Below are 25,065 nucleotides of genomic sequence, written 5' to 3'. Positions count from 1 at the left end.
TTAAGCCAGAGTTTTCTTTGTTTCGATCAACTTATAGGCTTCTATTATGTCACCTATTTTTACATCATTATAATTGGCAATATTTAATCCGCATTCATAACCTGAATCAACTTCCCTTACATCATCTTTAAATCTTTTAAGAGTGCCTATATCACCATCAAAAATAACTATGCCTTCTCTGATTAGTCTTATTTTATTACTTCGTGCTATTTTTCCTTCAAGCACATAACATCCGGCAACAGTGCCGAATTTTGGTACCTTGAAAGTATCTCTAACCTCAAGTGTAGCAGTTACCTCTTCGGAAATAATCGGTGACAACAAACCTTCCAACGCTGATTTCACTTCGTTGATCGCACTATAAATTACACTATAGAGACGAATGTCAACATGCTGCTTCTCCGCAAGCTTTCTTGCATTCAGATTTGGTCTGACGTGAAAACCAATAATAATTGCTTGCGAAGCGTCCGCAAGAAGTACGTCACTTTCGGAAATTCCACCAACACCTTTATGAATTACTTTTACAATTACTTCCTGAGTCGAAAGTTTTAACAATGAATCCGCAAGTGCTTCAACGGATCCATCAACATCACCTTTCACAATAAGCGGAAGTTCTTTAACTCCACCGATGCTGATTTGTTTTGCCACTTCATCAAGTGTAAGATGATGAATCTGTTTTTGATCTTGTTCACGTTTGAGCTGCTGTCTTTTAATTCCTATGTCTCTTGCAACTCTTTCAGATTCAACAACAACAAAAGAATCACCAGCCTGCGGCGGGCCTTCAAAACCAAGAACAAGAACTGGAGTCGCAGGAGGAGCTTCAGCTACTTTGTTTCCTCTTTCATCAAACATTGCGCGGACTTTGCCCTGATATATACCGGCAATAAAAGGATCGCCAATCCGTAAAGTTCCTTTTTGAACAAGGATAGTTCCGGTAATTCCTCTTCCCTTATCAAGTTCAGATTCAACAACAACTCCTCGGGCTAATCTTTCCGGGTTTGCTTTTAGATCAAGTATTTCGGCTTCAAGCAGAATTTTTTCCATCAATTGTTCGATATTTGTTCCATGCTTGGCTGATATTTCAACTGACTGATATTTCCCGCCCCATTCTTCAACGAGAATATTTCTATCCGCAAGCTGCTGCTTTAACCTTTCAGGATTAGCACCAGGCTTATCAATTTTATTAATCGCAACAATAATCGGAACACCTGCGGCTTGTGCATGATTGATCGCTTCAATTGTTTGCGGCATAACAGCATCATCTGCGGCTACAACGAGCACAACAATATCAGTTAACTGAGCACCACGAGCACGCATTGCTGTAAATGCTTCGTGACCAGGCGTATCAAGGAATGTTATTGAACGACCATTATCTAAATCTACTTTATACGCACCGATATGCTGAGTAATACCACCAGACTCACCGGCTACTACATTTGTTCTTCTTATATAATCAAGCAAAGAAGTTTTTCCATGATCCACATGACCCATTATCGTAACCACAGGTGGTCTTGGTTGAAGTTCTTCCTGTTCATCTTCATTATCTTCAACTGCATCGGAGGTGTACTCTTCCTGCAGTTCAATATCAAATTCAAATTCATCAGCAACGAGAGTAATAGTTTCAACATCCAGTCTCTGATTGATTGAAACCATCAAACCAAGTTCAATACATTTGGTAATTACATCACTTACCGGGACGTTCATCAAATTTGCAAGTTCGCTAACAGAGATATACTCATTCACTTTCAGTTTTTTACCGGCAAGCGATTTTTCCTCAAGTCTTTTTTCTTCAAGAGCTTCTCTTTCTCTTCGCTTTCTTTTTCGTACTATTGCTCTGCCGGGTGCTGAAATATCATCCATACTTAGCATAGTTTTTCTTATTGCTTCTTTAACTTCCCGATCATCTACTTCAAATCGTCTTACTCGTTTCTTCTTTTTAGCTTCCGGTGTGTCCTCAACATTGCTTTCAACTTTTTTCTTTTTAATTCTGGGTTTTCGTTTTTTCTTGGTGTCTTCTTCTGTCTTTCCTTCAGCTTCAGATTTCGGTTTAGTTTCTTCAGTTTTGGCAGGTTCTTTCTTTTTCTTAGCATCAAGATCAATTTTCCCAATAACAGTTAACCCTTTTGCTTTAGGGATCCTATTCTCTTTTTCTTTTTCATCTTTAGCTTCTGAAATTAGCTCTGTTTTTTCTTCCGGAAGTTCAGCCGTTTGCTCTCCAACTTTCTTTTTGGATTCAATTTGTACAACTTCTTCAACTGCTTTTTCTGTTGCTTTAATGATTGTATCAGCTTCAGCAGCTTCGGTTTGAAGTGTTACTTCGGGAATTTCAGCTGGCTTTTCTTCATCCTTATTAGCTCTTTCAGTACGTTTTTTATGAAACTCAGCTATCTTTTTATAATGAGTCTCGGCTTTCTCGATCTCTTTTTTATAATTTGTATTTATAGCAGTAATCATATCTTCTTCAAGAAGAGACATATGATTTTTAACCTTGAATCCTTTACTGTTCAGAAATTCAACCAGTGAATCAACGGAAAGATTATATTCTGTTGCAAGTTTATAAAGTCTTATTTTCTTTTCTTTGGTATCAGCCATAAATGTAGATTAGTGTTTTTATTCTTCTTCCTCAAATTGAGCTTTTATCAATTCAATTATACCGTTTGCTTTTTCCTCATCAAAGCCTTCAATTTCCATTAGTTTCTGTGCGCCTGCAGTTAATACTTCAAGAGCAGTATCATAACGGTTATTGATCAACGTAGTATAAACCTCTTCGCCGAGTTCTTCTTTCAGATCAATGAGCTCGATATCTTCTTCATATTCTTCAAAGGCTTTTTGCTCACGAAGAACATCTATCTCGAAGCCGGTAAGTTTCATCGCAAGTCTGATATTAACACCATTTCTTCCAACTATTAATGAAACCTGATCTGAATCAGCAGTAACAATCGCCTTCTTAGTTTCTTCATCCACCTCTACCTGCTTAATTTTTGCAGGTGCCAATGATCTTTGAATGTATAATGTAGGATCTTCTGCGTAATTAACAACGTCAATGTTTTCATTGTTCAATTCTCTTACTATTGCGTGAATTCTTACTCCTTTCATACCGACACAAGCACCTACTGCATCAATTCTTGCATCCTGAGATTCAACGGCAACTTTTGCTCTTTCACCGGGTTCGCGTGCAATTCCTTTAATATCAATTATGCCATCATAAATTTCCGGAATTTCAATTTCAAATAATCTTCGCAGGAACATATTATCAGCTCTTGAAACAATTATCTGAGGACCGCTTCCGGTTTTTCTAACTTCTTTTACGATAGCTCGTATTGTTTCACCTTTCTTATATTTTTCATACGGAATCTGTTCATCGCGCGGAAGCATCAATTCGTTTTTATTATGATTGATAAGAATATCACTTTTTCTGATCTGATAGATATCTCCAACAACAATTTCACCAACAAGTTCTTTATATTCATTGTAAACAATATCTTTTTCAATTTCTCTTATTTTTTGATTAAGACTTTGCTTCGCAAGTGTAATCAATCTTCTTCCGAGAGAAGCAAGTGCAATCTTTTCAACGTAATCTTCACCAACATCAAGATCATCTTCATTTCCTTTTTTATTTACATCTTCAATGCTGATCTGAGTACCTGGATCAATTACTTCATCAACAATTTGTCTTTCGAGATAAATTTCAATATCACCACGGTCCATATTAACAACAACATCACAACGAGCTTCCTCACCGTATTTTTTTCTTACTAAAAGAGTAAACACTTCTTCCAGTATGCCTGCAAGCACATCTTTATCAATGCCTTTCATCTTTACCATATCGGCGAAAGATTCAACTATTTCGCGATTCATTTAAGTAGATCTCCTCTAATTAAAACTTATTAATACTTTTGCTTTTAAAATGTCCTGGAATTTTATTTTAATTTCTTTATTTGATTGAAAAGTCAGAATTTCATCTTCTACAGAAATAAGTTTTCCTTTAAATTTTGTTGGTTCAGCTGATGAACCAAACTCAATTTCAAATAACCTGTTCAGATGTTTTGGATATTGCTTCAAATGGAGCAATGGTCTATCAACTCCCGGAGAGGAAACATCAAGACGATAAGATTTCAGTAATTCCTTTTCATCAATCTGTTTACTTATCTCGCTGCTTACTAATGCACATTGATCTGCCGTAATATTATTTTCTCCATCGATGAAAACTTCTATCACGCGACTGGATTCAGAACCACGAACAATCAATTCAATCAGTAAAAGTTTATTCTGTTCGGCAACCCGGTGTGCAATTTCGCGTATATTTTCAATATTCTGATTCATACAAACAAAAATCGCCCAAAAAGGGCGAATAAGGACATTCAAAGATACGTTTATTTAACCAATTACAAAAGCAACTATTTATTTACCCTATTTAGTAAGTGAGCTATTTGATTTTGGGTCATTTCCTTCTTTTTTGGGCTGAATTGTGGTTTCTTGTTTCCTCTTTTTACGTTCATAATTACTACTGAAAATTAATCCGATCACCAATCCTAATATAAAAATCACAACAAGCATTATAATTAATGGCGCATCTACCGGCCAAAACAAAAAATTAAACTCAACAGTTTTTACATTTTGCACGGCGATTATTGCGAACAATAAAAAGAGTGTGGATATAACAATTATTTTCATTCTCATAGAGACCTCACTAAATGGAAATCAATTGCGTTAATATAGATAATTATTATCTGAATTGATTCAATGAAATTTATTATAAAAAAAGGCGACTCATTTGAATCGCCTTCAGGGTACTAGTGATATTGTTGTTTTTATTTTATCATCATCATCTTAATTGTCTTGCTTGTTCCGCCGGTATCAAGCCGTGCGAAATAAACTCCGCTTGAGTAACTTCTGCCATCAAACTGAACTTCATAATTTCCGGTTTCCTGGTAAGCATTAACAAGCGTTGCTACCTTGTCACCCGCGGATGAAAATATATCTAACCTTACAGCCTGTGGAATTCTCAAATAGTAGCTAATAGTTGTCGCTGGATTAAACGGGTTCGGATAATTCTGTTCAAGATGAAAGACTGATGGACCTGAAAGATTTCCAGCCTTCTCTGAAATTAATGGAAGCGTATCAAAATCTCTCATCAGTACTTCCGGCATTCGTTCAATCGGCATTCCTAATTGCTGAGTAAGCAAAGTTGCATAAAGTTGTCGGAAATCATATTTGAATTTGATATCACCATTGTTATCAAGATCAGCCAGGTCAGGATTATTTCCATAAACACCTCCGAATACATTTCTTCCGATAATGAAAAGTGGTGCTGCGGTTCCGTGATCAGTACCTCCGCTTCCATTTTGATTAACTCGTCTTCCAAACTCTGAAAAAGTCATCAACACAACTCTTTTTTCAATTCCCAGAAGTTTCAAATCAGTTTGAAATGCTTCAATAGCCTGTGCAACAGTAGTAAGCAAATTAGCATGTCCGCCAGCCTGATTTGCATGTGTGTCAAAACCGCCAATTGAAGTAAGATAAACCGGGGTTTCAAGCCCGCCAGCAATTAGTTCTGCAACAATTGCAAGTTGTCTTGCCAACCGGGTGTTTGGATAGGTGGCTTTGTTTTCTACTGCATCTGCTTTCTCTTTTATTATCTGTGCATAACGAATTGACAGCGCAGCAATTTCTTTAATATATTTTAGTTGATTACCTGCAATTGTATCCGGCGGCGGATCGTTATCAGCAGTACTTCCGTTTATCAACTGGTAAAATTGATTCGGACTCTCAAATGAAATTCCCATAGTACCCTGGCAGGTACATTCAAGTAATGCTGATTGTGTAGATCCGATTTGTATAGCCATTGGATGTTCAGGATTTATCGGATTGTGGTCTGGCAAAACTTTTGCCAGATATCTGCCAACCCAGCCGTCATCAATTACTACATTTGAATCAGAAGCACTCAGCCAAATATCTGTTGCTCTGAAATGTGATCTGTCAGGACTTGCGTAGCCAACATTCTGCATTATTGCTACCATACCGTCATCATACATAGCCTTAAGTGGTTGAAGTGATGGATGCATGCCAGTAAGATTATTCAATTTAATTACATCTTCTTTTCTGATTCCTAAAGAAGGTCGGGCATTATAATATAAACTATCCTCCATAGGAATTATTGTATTAAGACCGTCATTACCTCCACTTAATTGCAACAAAACTATAACTTTTCCGTTGACTGCCTGAATATTCAGAAACGATCTTGAAAAAGCTCTGATTGGAATATTACCAAGCGCCATGGAAACAGTACCGGCACCTGCAACTAATCCTAAATTTCTTAAAAATGATCTTCTGTCCATAATTGTCTTCCTGATTATGAAAGTTGGTATTCTGATAATCTCATTAAAGCTTTGAAAAATAGTTTCAACCTATTCTCAGCTTGCGGATCGGAAGTTGACCAATCATAAACCTCTGCACCATCAAGTAGTGTAGTTAACAGATATTCCTTCCTGTTATCACTTAACGGATATTGTAAAAATATTTTTGAAATATCTGCTATTAGCTGAACAGCATCTTCAGCGCTTGGAAAAGTTCTTGCATATTCAACAAGGTTTAATTGAAATGTTAAATCTTCTCCTCCCGGTTTCTTACCATTAATAACAGCATCTGTATAAATATTCCTTGCAGGAAGTGATGTTGTGTTAATCCATACTTTATCTCCATCCCAGCCGCTTACATTCGGTGGAGAGAAAAGTTCCTGCTTAATCTGAGAAGCAACTTGTCTGACATAAACAAAGTCAGGAGTTCCCACATTAAATTGACGCATCGGACCGAGCAATAACTCTGTCGGGCTTTTAATTTTTGCACCCCTTACTTCGTTTGTATGAAACATTACTGACTTAAGTAAAGTGGAAAGTACCGGCTTCAGTTCATAATTATTTTCGCGCAGAATCTGCGCCATTGTTTGAACACTGGGTTCATCAACGGCAACGTGCATAAATTCATGGTAAAGCTCTCTGCTGAAAAAAACCGCGGCAGCAGGCTGAGTAAAAATTATATCAACAACATCGGTGTGAATAAAATTTCCAGTCTGACCTAAAAATGTTTTTGTGCCATCATCAAATCGGGTTGCATTAAAATATGAAGTAAGACCATCTACCTGCCATCCTGTTAGCGCTCTTGCAGCTTCCTGTATGTCCTGTTCTGTATAGTTGCCGATTCCAAGAGTAAATAGTTCCATCAACTCTCTTGCATAATTTTCATTCGGTGCACCTTTTCTGTTTCGTATTCCATCAAGATAAATCAGCATTGCGGGATCGATAGTAACAGCTTTTGTAAAATCAATAAGATTCCCCATTGCATAATCACGAAGTAATTTATTCTGCCAGTACATTCTTTGCGGCAAACTTACTTTAGAAACTTCGCTTACATAGTGATTATGCCAGAAGAGAACCATTTTTTCGCGAAGAGAATAGCCCTGTGTAATCATCAGGTTGTACCACCAATAAATTAATTCTCTTGTTCGTTCAGTAGTGTTTTCATTGGTAGGATAATTTACCCAATCAGCAGGCTGCGGTGGTGTGGGTTGATTTGCAAGAAGAAAGTTATCTACAAAATCATCTAATGTATGCGAAAGTGCAAATTCAACATCCTGTTTATTATAACCAAACAGTGATCGTGCAAGAATGTGTCTTGCTGCATCTTCATCCCAGACACTGATCTTATTAAAGTTGTTAGCGTTTTCCACCTGGATACCTCGCTTAATTTTTTTCAGATTTATAATTTTAATTAAATCTTATTTGTAAATAGTATGCCAACAACTAATAGTTGAGGGTTGGCAAATATGAAATTTTATTTCGCTTCAATTTACACATCTGTAACTGTTTCCGACTAAACTTGCCAGAATATGTAAAATGTCGTGCGACAAAAACGGTGTATTCATCGAAAGGTTTGACGTTATTGCAGACTAAAATATCCTCTTAAATACTGTCTTTACTATCAAAACTATTCTTTCTAAAATTCATATTTTAATGTAACTATTTCAAATAATTAAGTTCTAAAGAATAGTGGAAGATAAGCATAATCCTCTCACAATAGCCGGCAGCATTTTAGATAATATAATTTCAGTTGCTGAAAAATTTATATCCGTACTGACTTCATTACCAAAAGGGATAGATCACCGAAATAAAAAAGATTTGAGCGAACAGCTTGATGCATTTGCCGAAACTTTAAAACAAATTCCTCTTGCAAAAAGAAGTTTGAGTGTTGATGAGGCAGAAGCACTTCATAAAATTTTTGTGGCTGCCGCACAGCCAGATTTTGCAAAACAATTTATGGGTGATGTTGATTCTGAAACATTTTATCTGTTTGGAGAATTTCTCGTTAATGAGTCTGAAAAGTACAATCAAAATCTTAAGCCACTAATTCACGAATATTTAAACCTTTTCCGCTTCCCTTCTCTGTTAAGAAGAATCTACGATGAAAAACAGTTAAGGTCCGGCTCTGACGGAAGATGGGAGTCTTTGATACGCGAATTGATTGTTAAAAGCAATTACACTACAAAAATATTATTCGATCAGAGATTAAGAGATTACGGAAAGAAAACTCTTTTCAAAGTTATAAATGGAAATTCGGTAAAAGAATATTCCTGGGAAACGTCAGTGAAAATTATAAACTCTTATCGTAATTCCCTTTATCAAATAATAACAAAAGAAGAGAAGGTTGCTTTCCTTCTTGAGAATTGTCTTGAAATGGCTTTGCTTGATCTTGCCTGCCTGACTGGTGGAATTGTCAATGTGATGATTCCCGGAAATTCTGTTACTGAACATATTCGATTCATACTTCAACAAAGTAAAGCCTCTGTATTAATTGCTCACGATGAAAAACAGCTTTCAAAAATTAAATCTATAAAGAATGAACTGCCGGAACTGAAAATTGTAATACTTCTCGAAGGAAATTCAAGTGAGGATTGGGTTATCAGTTTTGAAGAATTTCTGGATTCATCTAAAGAAACATCGGCTACATTTGAACGTAGAACTGATGATCTTGCAACTATTATGTACACATCGGGCACAACCGGTGAACCAAAAGGAATAATGTTCTCCCAGATGAATATTGTTTATAAAAGATTCTGCCGCGCAATGGCAATTCCTGAAATCGGTGATGAAGACAGATTTATTTGCTTTCTTCCGCTCTATCATACTTTTGGCAGATATCTTGAAATGACCGGTTGTGTTTTCTGGGCTGCAGAATATTGTTTCCTCGAAAATCCATCGGTTGAAGCAATGATTTCAAATATGCAGCTTACCAAACCAACTGTATTCATCAGTATTCCTAAAAAATGGATGCAGCTTTATGAATACATCACAAGTAAAGTTGATATTGAACTCGACGAACACCAAAAAATAAAAGATGAATTAGACAAAGCAACCGGAGGAGAATTGAAATGGGGATTATCTGCCGCAGGATATTTGTCTCCGGATATTTTCCAGTTCTTCCAGAAATATGGAGTTGAATTGATGAGCGGTTTTGGAATGACAGAAGCAACTGGTGGAATTACAATGACACCATGGAAAAGATACAAACCAAATTCACTCGGTAAAGCTTTGCCCGGTATAGAAATTAAGCTCGGTGATGATGGTGAAATTCTTGTTAAAGGTCCGTATGTAATGCCTGGTTACTATGATATTGATAACAAAGAAACTTTCACTGAAGATGGCTGGCTTCCTACCGGCGATGTTATGAAAATGGATGAAGATGGTTTCATCGAGATCGTTGATCGGAAGAAAGAGATATACAAAAATATCCGGGGTGAAACTGTTGCCCCTCAGAAGATTGAAAATCTATTCCGGGATTTTGAAAACATAAGGCAGGTTTTTCTCGTTGGTGATCACAGACCATTCAACACAGTGCTCATCTATCCAAACTTTCAAAATGATAGTTCAATTCTGAATAATATGGATGACAAACAGAAGCAGGAATATTTTTCCTCACTGATAGTTTCTGTAAATAAATTTCTTGCACCTTTTGAGAGAATACTTGATTTCAGATTGATCGATCGTGAGTTTGATGATAAACACGGTGAGTTAACTCCAAAGCATACATACAAAAGGAAAGTCATCGAAAATAATTTTTTAGAACTCATCGATTCGATGTATGTTAAAAATGAAACGAGTGTTTATGTCGGTACAACCGAAGTTAAAATCCCAAATTGGTTTTTACGGGAAAAAGGATGTCTTGGAAGAGACGTTGTTTCTGATGAAAGAAGCATTTCCATTCCAAAGCTCAACTTATCATTGACGATTTCAAAAAAAGAAGAAAAAAATATTTTCAGAATCGGAAGTTTTAATTATTCGATTAAATCTCATTTCATTGATCTTCAAACTTTTTTTATTGACCCTTTGCTGTGGATCGGGAACAACGAACTGACAAATTTTACAGGCGTTTATATTGTTCAGTGGAACCGGCAAATTAAAGAGACAACTCAAATCGTGTTTCATTCAATGGCTGAAAAGCCTCATGCTGTTGAGAAAGATATCATCATATTTCATAAGATCACAAAATCTTCAGAATACTCTCTGCTCGCTATACACATCGCTTACAATTTATTTTTGTCTGATGATACGAATATTTCATTTAAGGCAATAGAATATTTTAACAAGATACTCGACGATCCAAAAAATCTGCACTACCGCCTGGTTCTCAATCTTCTTTCAAGAACGAATCTGATATACAGCACCGACCTGAAACGAAAACAATTCACATCAATCATCAGGGGGTCTGATGAAAGAAATTTCGGCGAACTGTTCAACTCATTTTTAATTGCGGATAATTTTATTCTTAACTCTGAACTCGCACATCACATCGCCGTTAATTCAAAAGGAGAAAAAAGATTAGAGACAATCGAAAATTTTATTTCCAGTGAAGTAAATACATTAAATAAAGATGATTCGGTTGAACAAACTAATTTCGTTCATTATTTTGAATTGATAACAGCTTACGGAGTAACACATCCGCAGCTATTCAGAAGAATAAGAAGATTTTTGCTGCGTATTGCCACACTTGAAGATAACGCAGGAATAAAAAAATTTGCTGATTCAAGTCTTGACTCACTGACTGTTGGTTTCAGAGAATGGCTTGGTGCGAATAGTAAAATAGCAATCGATCTTGAAACAGGTGATGAATATAACTGGGAAGATGTAATTTCTTTTGAAGAAGGTATCGACCCGGATGACAGGCAAAGAATTAAAAATGCTCTGTCAAAAACTGCTGTTTTGAGGGAAGCAGTATTCATGTTCTCAAGAGGATTTTTAATTCGGCTCGATGATATTCTGCCGGGAGGAATATGGATTAGCAATCTGGAATCGAGATCAGATAAATCAATTTACAGAATTACTATTCAAACAAGATTTCAGGGAGCTTTTGATTTAACCATTCATCTTAGCAGAAATCTACCTCCGGCAAAAGTAAAAGAAGAAATCAAATGGCTGATACTCGCCGGAGTGAACAAAACGGGCGAAAGACTTCTTCCTCATTTTGGAGGATACTGGGAAGAATATGAAATCTGGACTGAAGCTTTTGTATCAAGAGACAGTGTTGCACGTTATCTGGAAAAAGAAAATAAAAAAAATGATGATGAGATCAGGCTGCGCGCACGGGAACTTTGGCCTTATTTTGTTTGGAATACTTCTGCTGCATACATGAATTTCTGGACAGTTACGAATTATAAAATACAACTTGCAAATCCCAAACCTGAAAATATCACTGTGCCAACACATGACTATCAAACAGGAACGCTGCTTTACTCGGTTTCAGAAAGAGTCAAATCATCATCACCAAAAGAATTTTTCATCACCATCTACAATCTTTTTATTAAAGACACTCTTGAGAAATATTCTTTTTTAGATAAGAAATCAATATGGAATTATATTTTTTCCGGTATAACTGAATGCGAAGGAGAAGAAAAATCTGTTGATCTGATAAAAAAGTTTATCGCTGAAATAAAAACCGATAATGAAGTTGAGAATAAAAGCGAGATACTTTTCAGAGCAGAAGAATTTATTAAAAGTATAACTGCCGATGGTTTCATACCTAAAAATCTTTTCTTTGCAATAAAAAGATTTCACCGCTGGAGAAAACTAAATTCTGATGCTGACCTCAATGCACAGGCTCAAATGCTTTATGAACTTTATGAGACCTATCAATTATTTGATTATGAGAATGAACATATTTCAACCCGACCAAAATTTTTTCTGGATACTGCGTTTGTTGACTCGTCCGTAATTATTAAAAACTCACTGAAAGATATCATCAAGAAATTACGTTCAGGAGAAATTGGTACTGAAAAATCACAGCAGCTTTATTCGGAACTTCTTTCTTTGCCGGATCTTTCAGAAGAGGAAAAATTCTTTTTGACAAGATTGAATTATCCATATCTGAAACCAAAAGACTCGGCTGCTGTAATACGTGCAGAAAGTTTCGGTGGTGACACATCAAACCTCGTCATTCAATTAACAGATGAAGAAGGGAACCCGTTCCTTATCAGAAGTCCTGTTTCGCCGAAAGAAATTTCCAGACTTCATTCATTGTTCCTGGAGTCAAACCTGAATGTCAACTTCAGACCAGAACATAAATTTCTAGTCGCGCTTTCTGAAAGAGGATTTATTATCGGTGGATTATTTTATGAAATGGTCGATGACCAGACAGTTCATATGGATAAGATTGTTGTTTCCGCACGTTATAGAAAAACCGGTATCAGTGAAAACCTGATGAATGAATTTCTCAAAAGATTAAAAACCGAACATATAAAATATGTTACAACCGGATTTTTCAGACCGGAATATTTCTACAAATTCGGATTTAAAGTTGAGAAAAAATATTCTGGGTTGGTGAAGGAATTGTAAATATACTATTTACTCATTTCTTTTTTAAGTCCTAGCACTATTCGATAAACGGCATAAAGTTTACTATGCTAAGCCCGGGTTGATCATTTCCATCATAAATATCAAATTCATTTATATCCGATTCCGTGTTGTGATTCCATTTATTATACTTTGCAAAAATTGTTGACACAGTGGAAGAACAAGATTCCACAACTACATTAAATCCAAGTTCACAAATAAATATATTGTTCCCATAGCTGTTGAATGATCCGCCTCCAAAATCAATAACATTATTTGTCACCAGATTTTTTGCATTAATGATTTTTATCGAAGACCTATGTCCTGTAAAAGAATTATTACTAAACCTTCCTGCTGCTCCATCAACAACTAAAGCTTCTTCTTTACTTGCAAATATAATATTCTCAAAAAAATCGCCATTGCTGTTTGTATACATGCCACATTCAGAGTTGATCTGGTTACGATCAACAAAACTTGATTCTGAGTTGAGGTAAATTCCAAAATCACCGCCCCGTATAAAATTCTGCCGTATTTCACATTTGTTTGAAATAATTTTCATGCCATAATAAACTTTTGAGGAATCCGCATTGGGATAAGACCGTTCAATATGAATTGAATTTCTTTCCAAGCCTGCATATGATTCAACTACTACATTTATTGCGCTTCCATAAATTACATCTATTTGATTATCCAATATTCCTACTGATGCGCCATAATGTTGAATAGCTGAAAGAGTGGTTTCTGGAAAATATTGTTCGTAAAATATTTTATTTTTATAAATAATATTTGAAGCCCAATCAGTCCAATATTCAAGGCTATCTATTATTCTACCATGAACATTATTGAATCGCAAATAGGATTCCGTTTCAACACCACTTGTATTTTTAATTACACCTTCAACATAATTAGAATCAACATATACGATAGATTTTTTTCCGTTCTCTAAATATATACCGCCTGCTACGCGATTTTTCTTAATATAATTTAAGTTGTTCCATAAACCATCGCCATGGTGCAGATATATTTTTTCTGCAACATCATTATTTGTTATACTGAATGAGTAAAGAGTTGCTGGATCATTACTATCAAATCTTACATTTATCGAATTACATTTACAATTACTGATAATAAATTCATTGAATTTGTTGGATGAGTAAAGCGGACGATCAAATTTTAGATTATCAAAAGTTATATTATTTATATACAAAGGTAGAGAAGAATTATTTTCGTCAATCAAATCTCCCTTAATAATAGTATTGAAGGGATCTTCTCCTTCAAGGGAAACACCTGGTTTAAGTATCAATTTACCATCTGAAAATGCGTACGTGCCTTTTGCAATTTTAATAACACTTCCCTCAACTGCAACCGATAGTGCCTTATCGATATCCCTGAATGGATAATCTTCTGTCCCGAACTCAAAGGTTTTTGAATTAATATCGACAAATATTTTATCTAACAAATTACTATTAGAGCTATTTAAGATTGAATCATCTTCACATCCAGATAAAAGAATTATAGAAAGGAATGTTAGTGTAACAAATGCTCTGTTAATATTTGATATCATTTTGGATCCCCGGAATTTATTTTATCTTAATAATCTGAAGCTTATCATTTATTTTTAAATTCTCAGTTTAATTTATGTTTTAACCATTTAATTATCAATTAACAGTCCGCAATCATTTAATATTCTTAAGTTCATTAAGATTGCTTAATTTTAAATAATTGACTTTCTTTCATATTAATTGTTCAATTTTATAGGAATTTTATGAGCAGAGAAATACACCGCTGGTACAGCCCGAATCTGAATAAAGAAATGGAAATAGTTGTTTACGGACATTATGGTTTTGCACTATTGATGTTTCCTACAGCAGCAGCAGATTTTTTAGAATATGAAAGATTTAAATTAATTGATTCTATCGGCTGGTTTCTCGGTGAAGGAAAAGTAAAAGCTTATTCAATAAATAGCATTAACAACGAAAGCTGGCTCAACAGCAATATGCATCCGGCTCACAAAGCTCTGCGCCATCAGCAATACAACAAATATATTGTCGAAGAAGTTGTTCCTTTCATTCACAATCATTCTAAAGGATTAGTCCCGATAATTACAACGGGCGCATCGCTTGGTGCATTGCATGCTGCAAATAATTTTTTCCGTCGTCCTGATATTTTTTCCGGAACAATTGCAATGAGTGGAAGTTATGACCTGAAAACTTACAGTAAAGGATTTTTTGATGACAATGTTTATTTCAATTCGCCAGTTGATTACTTACCACATTGGAATGATAATTATATGCTTGAAAAAATGAGGAAAGGACAAATTATAATAGCCTCCGGTCAGGGCGATTATGAAGATCCAAATGCATCAAGAAAATTATCAGAAATTTTACATTCAAAAGGAGTTAACCATTGGCTTGACCTGTGGGGATATGATATAAAACACGATTGGCCAACCTGGAGACAAATGCTTCCTTTCTTTTTAAGCAAGTTTAATTGACATTTTCTAACGATAAAATTTCTGACAATGAGCTGGAGTAGTTTTTTTCAGGATCGCAAATGCAGAATTGAATTTATTGTTACAATTATTGTAACTATTCCTACGTTACTTTTATTCTCACAATTCCTTTCTTTGATTGAACTGCGTGAAGGTGTTGTTCTTAATGATCCTTTACTTCGGCTTTTTAATCCAATTGATCTGACCTGGGCGACCTTTGCGCTGATTTATGTTTCAATTATTTTATTTTTATTGAATATAATTAAACAGCCGGAGAAGTTGATGATTGCAATTCAAACTTATGTATTAATGGTATTCCTGAGAGGAATTGCAATGTATCTAACTCCGTTTAATGCACCCGATAAAATTATTCTTCTCCATGATCCGTTTGTACAACTTTTTGGAAAGGGTGAAATTTTAACCAAGGATTTGTTTTTCTCGGGACATACAGGAACATTGTTTTTGCTTTTCCTTCTGGTAGAAAACAAGTATTTGAAAACTATTTTTTTAGCTGCAACTATTCTCGTGGGCTCTGCTGTACTTCTTCAACACGTTCATTATTCTGTTGATGTTTTTGTAGCACCTTTTGTTGCTTATGGCTCATTTAGAATTATCAAAGTGCTGCATCTTCAGAAACAATCTAAACATTAAAAAGTAATTGCGTTCAATGGAAGACCATCAGTCACTTAATGAAATTGAAAAGTTTGTCGAAAAAGATTTTTTAATCAATGATGACAATTCGCTGATACCTTCAATTGATTTGAATTCGCTTGAAGAATTCAAAAAATATCTCACGGAAAAAATCAAACTACTACTTGAAGAAAAATTTGATGTTCTTGTAAACATACTTTACCGCATTGACATAAACGAAAGAAAGCTGAATGAATTATTTTCCGGAAAGAACAGAGATTCTATCCCTGCTTCTCTCGCCCAAATGATAATTGACAGACAGATTCAAAAACTACATCGCAGAAAACTCTACAAGGAAGGGAAACTGTAATCAAAAATATAATTCAACAAATAAGTTGTTTTATGCATCTGCTCAATCCCGAGAATTTTTTCCCGTTGGCTTTTATATGTTCATTATTGCTTATAATCATTTTAGTATTTAGGTTTAAACAACGCTTAAACAAATTTCTCTAAAAGGCATTCAACATAATTATGTTCCTGTATTTAATATTATATGCAGAAACTCTTAAATTGAATACATATCTGAGCAGGATCAGGAGGGCATTTAATTTTGATCTTAAATAGCAAAAAGATAAAAGAACTTCAAAGCGAAAACGAAGAGTTAAAAAAACTGCTTGAAGGTTTTGCTGATAAGGAAAACCGGCTTAAACAATTCGAGGAGCTAATCAAAAAATCCCGTATTGAATACGCAAATATTACTTTAAAAAAGAATCAAACCGCACAGACACTTGATGTTCTTGAAAACCAGAAGACAAAGCTAAATACTGAACTGCACAAAATATCTTCAGAAATAAGAGAGTTGAGAGATATTAAGCTCTCAGAACAAAATCAGCTTTTGGCACTGGAGAGTATCACAGCATCTTCAAAAAAATTTTCTGAGAAATCCAACAACGATAATCTCGAACAAGCAAAAAATATTATCTATAAAGAAATTGACTCCGCAGAAAAAAGAAAAAACGAAGTGGCATTAGAAACTTTGAAATTCAGGAAAAGATTGGATGAACTCAATTCGAAAATTTCAGAGGTTAACCGGATTAAAAATGCTCTTACGAAGGAAGTTGAAAGGAAAAAAGAAGAAATCAGTATTCTTATTGGAAGAAAGAAAGCAATTTCTCAGGAGCAGAATGACGATATAACTTCTGCACTGATAAGACAAAATGAAGAAAAATTAAAATTTGCCGAAGAACTTCAGATAAAAATAAACCAGCTGCGTAATCAGGAATCAGTTATAATTGATCATTTATCCGATAAAAAAAGTGAACTGAAAAAATTAGAGAAACAGATTGAAGAGAAAAGTCATCTGACCGTTAATGAAGCTGAGATTAATAATTCTATAAAACAGCTAACCTTTTTGGAAGCAAAAAAGAAAGAGCTTCTTCACGAACTGAGTATTAAGATAGAAGCAAAAGAAGCTCGGCTGACATCATTGGATGAGGATTGTAAAGCTAAATTGTGGTCTTTAAATAATTTGAAGAACGAGAACGAGGAACTTTTTGAGAAAATTAATTCCGGAAGTACTCAGTTAAAACATTTAACTGACTCAATTGAAATAGCAACATCAAGGCTTTCGGATCTCGATTATAGTCTTAATGTTCTTGACAAAGAATTTAATAATTTGTTTCAGGATATCGAGAATAAGAAGCATGTAAAAATGGAACTTGATTCACAAATAATTTCCAGGCAGGGTGAAAAAGAAAATCTTGAAGAGGTTATAAAAGAATTAAAAGAAACAACTTCCGTTTTATCTCAGCTTAAAAATGATATTGAAAACGGAAGCGGACAATCTGCAAAAAGATTCACAGGTATTATTCAATATTATAGTTCAACAATCAACGAAATGAACAGCAAAAAATCTGCTCTCGAAAAAGAGATTCGCAGAAACATTAAAACAATCATTGAGAAAGAACAGTTGATAGAAGAAAAACAATCCTCGCTTGAAGAAATGGAAAATATGCTCAATGCGGGGAAAAGTAATTTTTCTTTGTTTGAAGAACTGATGCAATTTTTAGGTGAACAAAAGAAATTACTTTTAATCAATAAAAATTTCATTGATGAGTATAGTCAGGATTCAGTCCCAATCACCAGAAATGAAATTACTGAAAATAAGCTGACTGAATTTGAAAACGCATTGAATGATTTGCTGCACAGTGATACAGATTATTCCACAGATTTGATTAATCGCAGGATTGCACTCGAACAGGAAGTTGAAGAAAATAATTCGGTGCTGAACAACCTGAAAGAAAAGATCAGTGACTCTGCAAATGATCTGTCAGAACTCCGCGAGTCAGTAAATAAAATTAAAGTTGAACATGAAGAGCACAGGGTTGCCATCAACAAACTTGCGTCAATGAAGCAGAAGCTAATTGAAGAAATAAATAAACAACAGATAATAGTTGATAAGTATTCGAAGATTAAAGAAATGATAAGACAGGAGCAAGAACTAATAAAGTTAAAGCGTGATTTTGTAACTACTCAAAATTTAACAAATCAAAGTAAAACCAAAGAAAAAATCATCGATACTCATAATCCTAATTGGATCAAACTTTAGATTTTATCCGTTTACTTTTACATTTCATAAATTAACTTTTATAAATTCCTTATTATTAAAAAAGAAGCAGGAATTGTTATGTGTAAAAAATTTATCCGGAATCTGACTTATGTATTTTGCTTATTATTTATTTCGCTCAATACTTCTGCGCAAAATTTTACTCCGCCTGAATGGAGTTATAACAAATCTATATATGAAGTAAACCTACGACAATTTACTGCACAGGGAAATATTAAATCATTCCAGGAACATTTACCAAGACTAAAAGAACTTGAAGCAGGCATATTGTGGTTTATGCCTATTCATCCTATCGGCGAAAAAAACAGGAAAGGAACGCTTGGAAGTTATTATTCTGTAAAAGATTTTAAAGCTGTTAATCCGGAGTTTGGATCTCTGGAAGATTTTAAAAACATGGTTCAGTTGATTCACAAAATGGGTATGTATGTCATTATCGACTGGGTTGCTAATCACACTTCCTGGGATAATCATTGGATTATTGAACACCCGGATTTTTATACTACTGATTCTCTGGGAAATATTATCTCACCAAATCCTGATTGGACAGATGTGGCTGACCTAAATTACCACAACGGACAACTCCGGGAAGCAATGATCGATGCATTAAAATTCTGGGTTGAAGAATGTGATATAGATGGATACAGGTGTGATGTTGCAGGAATGATTCCAATCGATTTCTGGATTGAAGCAAGAACTGAACTGGAGCAAATCAAAAATGTTTTTATGCTTGCTGAATGGGATACACCTGAAATGCATCTTGCATTCGATATGACATATGATTGGGGTACGCTTAATGTAATGAATGGTATAGCAAAAAAAGAAAAGTCGGTAGTAGATTTAATTGCTCATCTAAATAAAAATGAATTGGAATTTCCTGAGAATGCATTCAGGATGCAATTCACTTCAAATCATGATGAGAATAGCTGGAACGGAACTGTGTTCGAAAGGCTCGGTGATGGAGCAGAAACATTTGCAGTTTTGACTTGTCTTATTCCTGATATGCCACTGGTTTACACAGGACAGGAAGCAGGAAATAATAAGCGACTCAGTTTTTTTGAAAAAGATATCGTTGACTGGAAAGAACATCCAATGTTCAATATTTATTCAAAATTACTCCAATTAAAAAAGGTTAACAAAGCTCTCTGGAATGGAATAGAAGGTGGTGAAATGATATATGCCGAGTGCAGCGATGATAAAAGTGTACTTGCTTTCACAAGAAGCAATAATGAAGATAAAATATTCGCGGTTTTTAATCTTACAAATAATACTGCTGAAGTTGATATAAGCGGAGAGAACATGCAAGGTTCATTCAGAAACTATTTCTCCGGAAAACTTGAGACATTTTCTGAAAGAGAATCGTTTAAATTAAATCCCTGGGAATACAGACTATATATCAGATAAAGACTTGTGCTGCATTCTAACAAACTGTTGCTTTCCGTAATTGACAATGAACTATTCATTAGACACTGATCCATCCTGTGATTAATATCATTCCTCAATAACCTTATTTTTTTTCTGTACATAAGCTTTTCATTTGTTAGTTGAAATATTGTTTATCAATTATCCCGGCAAGGATTTTGAAAATCGGCACGAAGATAAAGGATGAATGCAATGAAAAAATATTTTACAATCACTTTGTTAACAATTTTTATTCAGCTAACTGATCTGAGCGCACAGCCTTCCGCGAGTCTGTATTTTACAACAGCTTTCCCGATAAATGAATACAGGTTATTTGATGATGAACCTGGTTATGGTGGAAATCTGGAGCTACTTTTACTTACTCCTTCCAAACAACACCCGCTTGGCATCGGTCTGAGTTTTTCTTTTTTTTCACAGGGGTTATTCTGGGCTACTGATTATTACACAGGGGAGACTATTTTGAGTGATAATATGGCTAATAACTTTTCCAATCTTCATTTGGTTTTTCAACTTGCACCAACCGGAGGAACTGTCAGACCATATATCGAATCTTTTTTCGGGGGAAGTTATATTTACTCACATTCACAGGTTTTTACATTGGATTATCTTCCTGTATCTCTTTTTGTTGATGACTGGGCATGGAGCTTTGGTGTTGGTGGCGGATTTAAGTTTTTAATTGGCGGTGAAGAAGGAAATGGATCTGTTTTTCTGGACTTAAAAGGTAGATATCTGATGACATCAGAAGTGGGTGTTCTTGACAGAAATTCTATCCGGTTTGCCAACAATGATTTTTTTTATGCTGTGAACGAATCAAAAATTAATTTCATAGCTGCTCAGATTGGTGTACTTATCTACTTCAACTGATAGTAACTGTTGATAAATTTTTATATTCAACTTTTGACTTATGAAATAATTCAACTTCCATTAACCTGTATCCATCAATAAATAATTTGCTCATCGCCTTTGGCATTTTATTCTTCATTCAATATATTTTTCTCGTGGTATTTTTATAATTTAGTTACTAACGCCATTTTTTCTCTGTGGCTGTTTGACTATGGCAAAGAAAATTTTTCGCCAACTCCGGAACTTATCATGCCAACCATTTAATTTTATCTTAAATTTTTTAAGGAGGCTCCTAATGCGGATAAGTTTATTAGCTGGTATTATTCTTTCAACTTCTATTTTTAACTTCGCTCAATCACCTGAATGGATAAATTTTTTCCATGCACCCGGTAACATTCCTGAAACAATTGAGAATGTAATCTTCGATGAATCAGGAAATATTTATATGAGTGGCTATGGTTATTTCGTATCTGGTGGACAGGGAAATGATTTTTTAACAATCAAAATTAATTCTTCCGGAACTGAATTATGGCAAAATGTTTTTAACGGGGCTCAAAATTCTACTGAACGACCTTATGGAATGTTCGTCGATGATGATGGAAATGTTTATGTCACCGGAACAAGCAGATGGAATTCTAATGCATATAAAATCGTCACACTAAAATATTCAGCAGGTGGCAGTTTGCTGTGGAGATGTGTTTTTGATTCACTTGGTCAATCAGATGGAGAAGCTCATGATGTTTACGTTGATAATGTTGGTAATGTGTTTGTAACGGGAAGAAGTTCACCAGCGAATAATAGTTATTATAAATTGATAACCATAAAACTGGATGCGAATGGAAACGAACTTGACTGGGATTATTTCGAACAAGTCATGAACACAGGTGCTGATGGTACAAATATCATACTGGATAATGACGGTAATATTTATTCCGCTGGATATTGTTACGGTGGACCAAATTACGGGATGGAAGTTGTGCTTATTAGATACAACAGCAACCTTGATACACTCTGGACTTCTCACATAAATGGATCGAATAATTCATTCAACGAATTTGCAGTTGATATTGCAGTTGATGATACCGGGAATGTTTACTTATTATGCTGGTTGCAAAATTCACCCGGCTCTTCTGATTTTGCAGTATTAAAAATCAACACAAATGGTGATGTAGTTTGGCGAGAAGAATTTGATGAAGCTGGTAATCAGGATATTCCCGAAGCAATGACTATGGATAGTGATGGCAACATTTATGTTACAGGAAGAGTGAGAAGAACCGGTGGAGGGGGATATAACGATTTTGCAGTTATCAAATATGATAATGCAGGAATACAACAATGGGTTTCATATTACAACGGTCCAAATAATTTAGATGATGATCCCATAGACATTGCATTAGATCAAAACGGAAATATTTATGTATGTGGTGAATCAAATTCCGATGGAAGTCATTTTAAATTTATTGTCGTTAAATTTAATCCTGACGGATCATCTGGTTGGGATTATATTTATGATGAAAATGTTTCGTCAAGGGCATTTGGTGTTTGGGCAGATAATTCGGGAAATATTTATGCTGCGGGAGATGGTGAAGGATCAAATGGTAGCCAGGATTTTATGGCTGTTAAATTATCTCAAACTTCTGGTGTTAATGATAACAACGCTATTCCAAATCAGTTTGAATTATATCAAAACTATCCAAATCCGTTTAATCCAAATACAGTAATTAAATATCAGTTGCCAGAAACCGGTTTTGTAACATTAAAAGTTTTTGATGTGTTGGGAAATGAAGTTGCAACATTGGTTAATGAAGAAAAAACTGCGGGAAAGTATGAAGTTGAATTTTCGGTAGGTCATCCCGCTGTGCGGGACAGTCCTGACATAGCAAGCGGAATTTATTTTTATCAGATAAAAGTTGAAAATAAATTTATTGAAACTAAAAAACTCGTTTTATTGAAATAGAAAAACGCCCGAAAATTTTTCTATCAACTGTTTTCTCGCATAAGTCCCACAGTCTCGTGGGGCTTTTTTATTTTCTGATACGAAAACTTCGCTCACTCGCTTGAATATTTAAGGTGTATAAACTATGTTTACTTCAAATAAAGACATTAAAGTTTTCAATTTAAAAGTTTAAGGGTATCATAATGAAATCATATTACCGGATAATATTAATTTCATACTTTATTACATTATCGGTTGTTACTAAAAATACGTTCGCACAAACCGGATGGGAAGTTTGTTCTCAGGGAAAAACAAATAATCAAAATTATTCCCCAAATTATTCAATGATCACTCCGCATAATCCATTTAATGTAGTTCATTACAAACTTTATTTTGATCTCTACAATAATTTCCTTACTCCATTTCCAAGATCATTTAATGCTTCCGAAGTAGTAACATTCAGAGTTGATACGGCACTCAGTTCAATTCATCTTGATGCAGTTAATACTTCGCTGACAATTGATTCAGTAGGATTATCTGCAATCTCCTTTACGCATACCAATAACAATATTAATATTCAACTCGATAATATGTATCAGCCAGATGATACGGTTAGTGTTAAAATATTTTATCGGCATTTGAATGTTTCGGATCAGGCATTTTATGTTGGTAATGGATTTGTGTTCACAACAAATGCACCCGAAGGTGCAAGAAAATGGTTTCCGTGTGTTGACCATCCTTCCGATAAAGCAACCTTCGAACTGATAGCAAAGTTTCCGTCAACTGTGAAGTTTGGTTCAAACGGCAGACTCGCCGACTCTGTTCAAATCGCTGATACAATTTATCATCACTGGATAAGCCGGGATCCTATTGCAACCTATCTTATGACACTTTCAGGAAAAGTAAATTATAATCTTGATATTCTTTACTGGCAAAATCCATTTTCACCGGGCGATTCTATTCCTGTTAGATTTTACTGGAATACTGGTGAAAACATTTCTAACCTGAACAATATCAAAACACAAATTATGCCGATGATGACTCATTATTCAAATCTGTTCGGAGAATATCCTTTCGAGAAAAATGGGTTCGCGACTTTAAACAATTTGTTCCCGTGGGGTGGAATGGAAGACCAGTCATTGATTCATCTTTGTCCAAACTGCTGGGATGAAGCTCTTGTTGCACACGAATTCGGACATCAATGGTTCGGAGATCTTATTTCGCCAGCAACCTGGTCGGATGTTTGGCTTAACGAAGGATTCGCAACTTACTGCGAAGCATTATGGCTTGAATATACAAATGGCTATTCAGCATATAAACAGGAAATAAATATTCATGCACAAAATTATTTTGGTGGAAATCCAGGCTGGCCAATTTATAATCCTTCCTGGTCAGTGGTAACTCCCGGAATAAATACTCTTTATAATTTTGCAATAACTTATGTGAAAGGTTCATGTGTGCTGCATATGTTGAGATATGTGGTTGGCGATTCACTTTTCTTTGAAATATTACATTCGTATGCGTCCGATCCAATTTATAAATATGATATTGTAAACACCTCGATCTTAAATGATAAAGTTAATAGCGTTACCGGTGAAGATTATGATTGGTTTTTTGATCAGTGGGTTTATAGTCCAAATCATCCTGTATATCAAAACACATATTCTTTCTCCGGATCAAATATGGATTGGGATGTTGCGTTAACAATTAATCAAACTCAGCAGAATACTGTTTTCTTTGAAATGCCCGTTGAGATCAAAATAAAATTTTTCGATTTAACTGATACAACATTTATAGCTATGAATGATACAAATAATCGATTATTCAGTTTTCATTTTAACAAACAACCCACTGAATTAGTATTCGATCCAAACAACGAAATAGTTCTTAAAATATCGAACACAGTTTTGGTTTCAGCCAATGAAGATGAAAATATCCCATCAGAATTTATTTTAGAACAAAACTATCCTAATCCATTTAATCCAAATACAATAATCAGATATCAATTGCCGGAAACCGGTTTTGTAACATTAAAAGTTTTTGATGTGTTGGGAAATGAAGTTGCAGCATTGGTGAATGAAGAAAAAACTGCAGGAAGTTATGAGATTGAATTCAACAGTCATTCTGACGAAAGTCAGAACCTGCCTGCCGGTAGGCAAGGTCTCTCGAGTGGAATTTATTTTTATCAGTTAAAAGTTGAAAATAAATTTATCGAAACTAAAAAACTTGTGCTGATGAAATAGTT

16 protein-coding genes are annotated in these 25,065 nt (G+C 34.9%); 9 read left to right on the top strand and 7 right to left on the bottom strand.

Annotated features, from left to right (window positions below; genetic code table 11):
- The 6 genes from infB to HND39_07275 form a co-directional block, all read right to left on the bottom strand.
- Complete coding sequence (gene infB, locus HND39_07300) at positions 1-2,589, bottom strand: translation initiation factor IF-2 (protein QKJ96106.1); 2,589 nt, start codon at positions 2,587-2,589, stop codon at positions 1-3.
- 18 nt (positions 2,590-2,607) lie between these two features.
- Positions 2,608-3,855 carry a transcription termination factor NusA gene (gene nusA, locus HND39_07295; protein ID QKJ96105.1) on the bottom strand — a complete coding sequence of 416 codons (1,248 nt, stop codon included), beginning with the start codon at positions 3,853-3,855 and terminating at the stop codon, positions 2,608-2,610.
- Between the two features lie 15 nt (positions 3,856-3,870).
- Entirely contained in the window at positions 3,871-4,320 is a 450-nt protein-coding gene (locus HND39_07290; GenBank protein QKJ96104.1) for a ribosome maturation factor RimP, read from the bottom strand.
- A gap of 87 nt (positions 4,321-4,407) precedes the next feature.
- Positions 4,408-4,677 (bottom strand): DUF1049 domain-containing protein, encoded by a 270-nt coding sequence (locus HND39_07285; GenBank protein QKJ96103.1) that lies wholly within the window; start codon positions 4,675-4,677, stop codon positions 4,408-4,410.
- A gap of 131 nt (positions 4,678-4,808) precedes the next feature.
- A complete protein-coding gene (locus HND39_07280; protein ID QKJ96102.1) occupies positions 4,809-6,335 on the bottom strand; it encodes a DUF1501 domain-containing protein in 1,527 nt (508 codons plus the stop codon).
- 14 nt (positions 6,336-6,349) lie between these two features.
- Entirely contained in the window at positions 6,350-7,696 is a 1,347-nt protein-coding gene (locus tag HND39_07275) for a DUF1800 domain-containing protein (protein ID QKJ97917.1), read from the bottom strand.
- 346 nt (positions 7,697-8,042) lie between these two features.
- On the opposite strand from HND39_07275, the gene HND39_07270 reads away from it, so the two are divergent.
- Positions 8,043-12,878, top strand: coding sequence for a GNAT family N-acetyltransferase (locus tag HND39_07270; GenBank protein QKJ96101.1), 4,836 nt, complete (start codon positions 8,043-8,045; stop codon positions 12,876-12,878).
- Between the two features lie 37 nt (positions 12,879-12,915).
- Here the strand turns inward: HND39_07270 and HND39_07265 are convergent, their stop codons facing one another.
- Positions 12,916-14,439, bottom strand: a complete 1,524-nt coding sequence (locus HND39_07265; protein ID QKJ96100.1) for a DUF1565 domain-containing protein — start codon at positions 14,437-14,439, stop codon at positions 12,916-12,918.
- A 201-nt stretch (positions 14,440-14,640) separates the two neighbouring features.
- On the opposite strand from HND39_07265, the gene HND39_07260 reads away from it, so the two are divergent.
- The 8 genes from HND39_07260 (at position 14,641) to HND39_07225 (ending at position 25,063) form a co-directional block, all read left to right on the top strand.
- Positions 14,641-15,369: an esterase family protein gene (locus tag HND39_07260; GenBank protein ID QKJ96099.1), complete on the top strand. Its 729-nt coding sequence runs from the start codon at positions 14,641-14,643 to the stop codon at positions 15,367-15,369.
- 27 nt (positions 15,370-15,396) lie between these two features.
- Positions 15,397-16,017: a hypothetical protein gene (locus HND39_07255; GenBank protein QKJ96098.1), complete on the top strand. Its 621-nt coding sequence runs from the start codon at positions 15,397-15,399 to the stop codon at positions 16,015-16,017.
- 16 nt (positions 16,018-16,033) lie between these two features.
- Positions 16,034-16,366: a hypothetical protein gene (locus tag HND39_07250; protein ID QKJ96097.1), complete on the top strand. Its 333-nt coding sequence runs from the start codon at positions 16,034-16,036 to the stop codon at positions 16,364-16,366.
- A gap of 240 nt (positions 16,367-16,606) precedes the next feature.
- Positions 16,607-18,604: a hypothetical protein gene (locus tag HND39_07245; GenBank protein ID QKJ96096.1), complete on the top strand. Its 1,998-nt coding sequence runs from the start codon at positions 16,607-16,609 to the stop codon at positions 18,602-18,604.
- 78 nt (positions 18,605-18,682) lie between these two features.
- On the top strand, positions 18,683-20,023 hold the full coding sequence (locus HND39_07240) for an alpha-amylase (protein ID QKJ96095.1): 1,341 nt from the start codon (positions 18,683-18,685) through the stop codon (positions 20,021-20,023).
- A gap of 210 nt (positions 20,024-20,233) precedes the next feature.
- Positions 20,234-20,905, top strand: coding sequence for a hypothetical protein (locus HND39_07235; protein QKJ96094.1), 672 nt, complete (start codon positions 20,234-20,236; stop codon positions 20,903-20,905).
- A 274-nt stretch (positions 20,906-21,179) separates the two neighbouring features.
- Positions 21,180-22,841, top strand: a complete 1,662-nt coding sequence (locus tag HND39_07230; protein QKJ96093.1) for a T9SS type A sorting domain-containing protein — start codon at positions 21,180-21,182, stop codon at positions 22,839-22,841.
- 182 nt (positions 22,842-23,023) lie between these two features.
- Complete coding sequence (locus HND39_07225; protein ID QKJ96092.1) at positions 23,024-25,063, top strand: T9SS type A sorting domain-containing protein; 2,040 nt, start codon at positions 23,024-23,026, stop codon at positions 25,061-25,063.
- The last annotated feature ends 2 nt before the right edge of the window (positions 25,064-25,065 follow it).

Source organism: Ignavibacteriota bacterium (genome assembly GCA_013285405.1).
In the GTDB taxonomy this organism is placed as follows: Bacteria; Bacteroidota; Ignavibacteria; order Ignavibacteriales; family Ignavibacteriaceae; genus IGN2.
The sequence above is the reverse complement of the archived record's forward strand: the minus strand, read 5'-3'. Positions and strand labels throughout refer to the sequence as shown.

What these genes read in the sequence shown, in the direction of transcription:
- infB (QKJ96106.1), bottom strand. Translation starts at nt 2,589, where the DNA reads ATGGCTGATACCAAAGAAAAGAAAATAAGACTTTATAAACTTGCAACA.
- nusA (QKJ96105.1), bottom strand. Translation starts at nt 3,855, where the DNA reads ATGAATCGCGAAATAGTTGAATCTTTCGCCGATATGGTAAAGATGAAA.
- HND39_07290 (QKJ96104.1), bottom strand. Translation starts at nt 4,320, where the DNA reads ATGAATCAGAATATTGAAAATATACGCGAAATTGCACACCGGGTTGCC.
- HND39_07285 (QKJ96103.1), bottom strand. Translation starts at nt 4,677, where the DNA reads ATGAGAATGAAAATAATTGTTATATCCACACTCTTTTTATTGTTCGCA.
- HND39_07280 (QKJ96102.1), bottom strand. Translation starts at nt 6,335, where the DNA reads ATGGACAGAAGATCATTTTTAAGAAATTTAGGATTAGTTGCAGGTGCC.
- HND39_07265 (QKJ96100.1), bottom strand. Translation starts at nt 14,439, where the DNA reads ATGATATCAAATATTAACAGAGCATTTGTTACACTAACATTCCTTTCT.
- HND39_07260 (QKJ96099.1), top strand. Translation starts at nt 14,641, where the DNA reads ATGAGCAGAGAAATACACCGCTGGTACAGCCCGAATCTGAATAAAGAA.
- HND39_07255 (QKJ96098.1), top strand. Translation starts at nt 15,397, where the DNA reads ATGAGCTGGAGTAGTTTTTTTCAGGATCGCAAATGCAGAATTGAATTT.
- HND39_07250 (QKJ96097.1), top strand. Translation starts at nt 16,034, where the DNA reads ATGGAAGACCATCAGTCACTTAATGAAATTGAAAAGTTTGTCGAAAAA.
- HND39_07240 (QKJ96095.1), top strand. Translation starts at nt 18,683, where the DNA reads ATGTGTAAAAAATTTATCCGGAATCTGACTTATGTATTTTGCTTATTA.
- HND39_07235 (QKJ96094.1), top strand. Translation starts at nt 20,234, where the DNA reads ATGAAAAAATATTTTACAATCACTTTGTTAACAATTTTTATTCAGCTA.
- HND39_07230 (QKJ96093.1), top strand. Translation starts at nt 21,180, where the DNA reads ATGCGGATAAGTTTATTAGCTGGTATTATTCTTTCAACTTCTATTTTT.
- HND39_07225 (QKJ96092.1), top strand. Translation starts at nt 23,024, where the DNA reads ATGAAATCATATTACCGGATAATATTAATTTCATACTTTATTACATTA.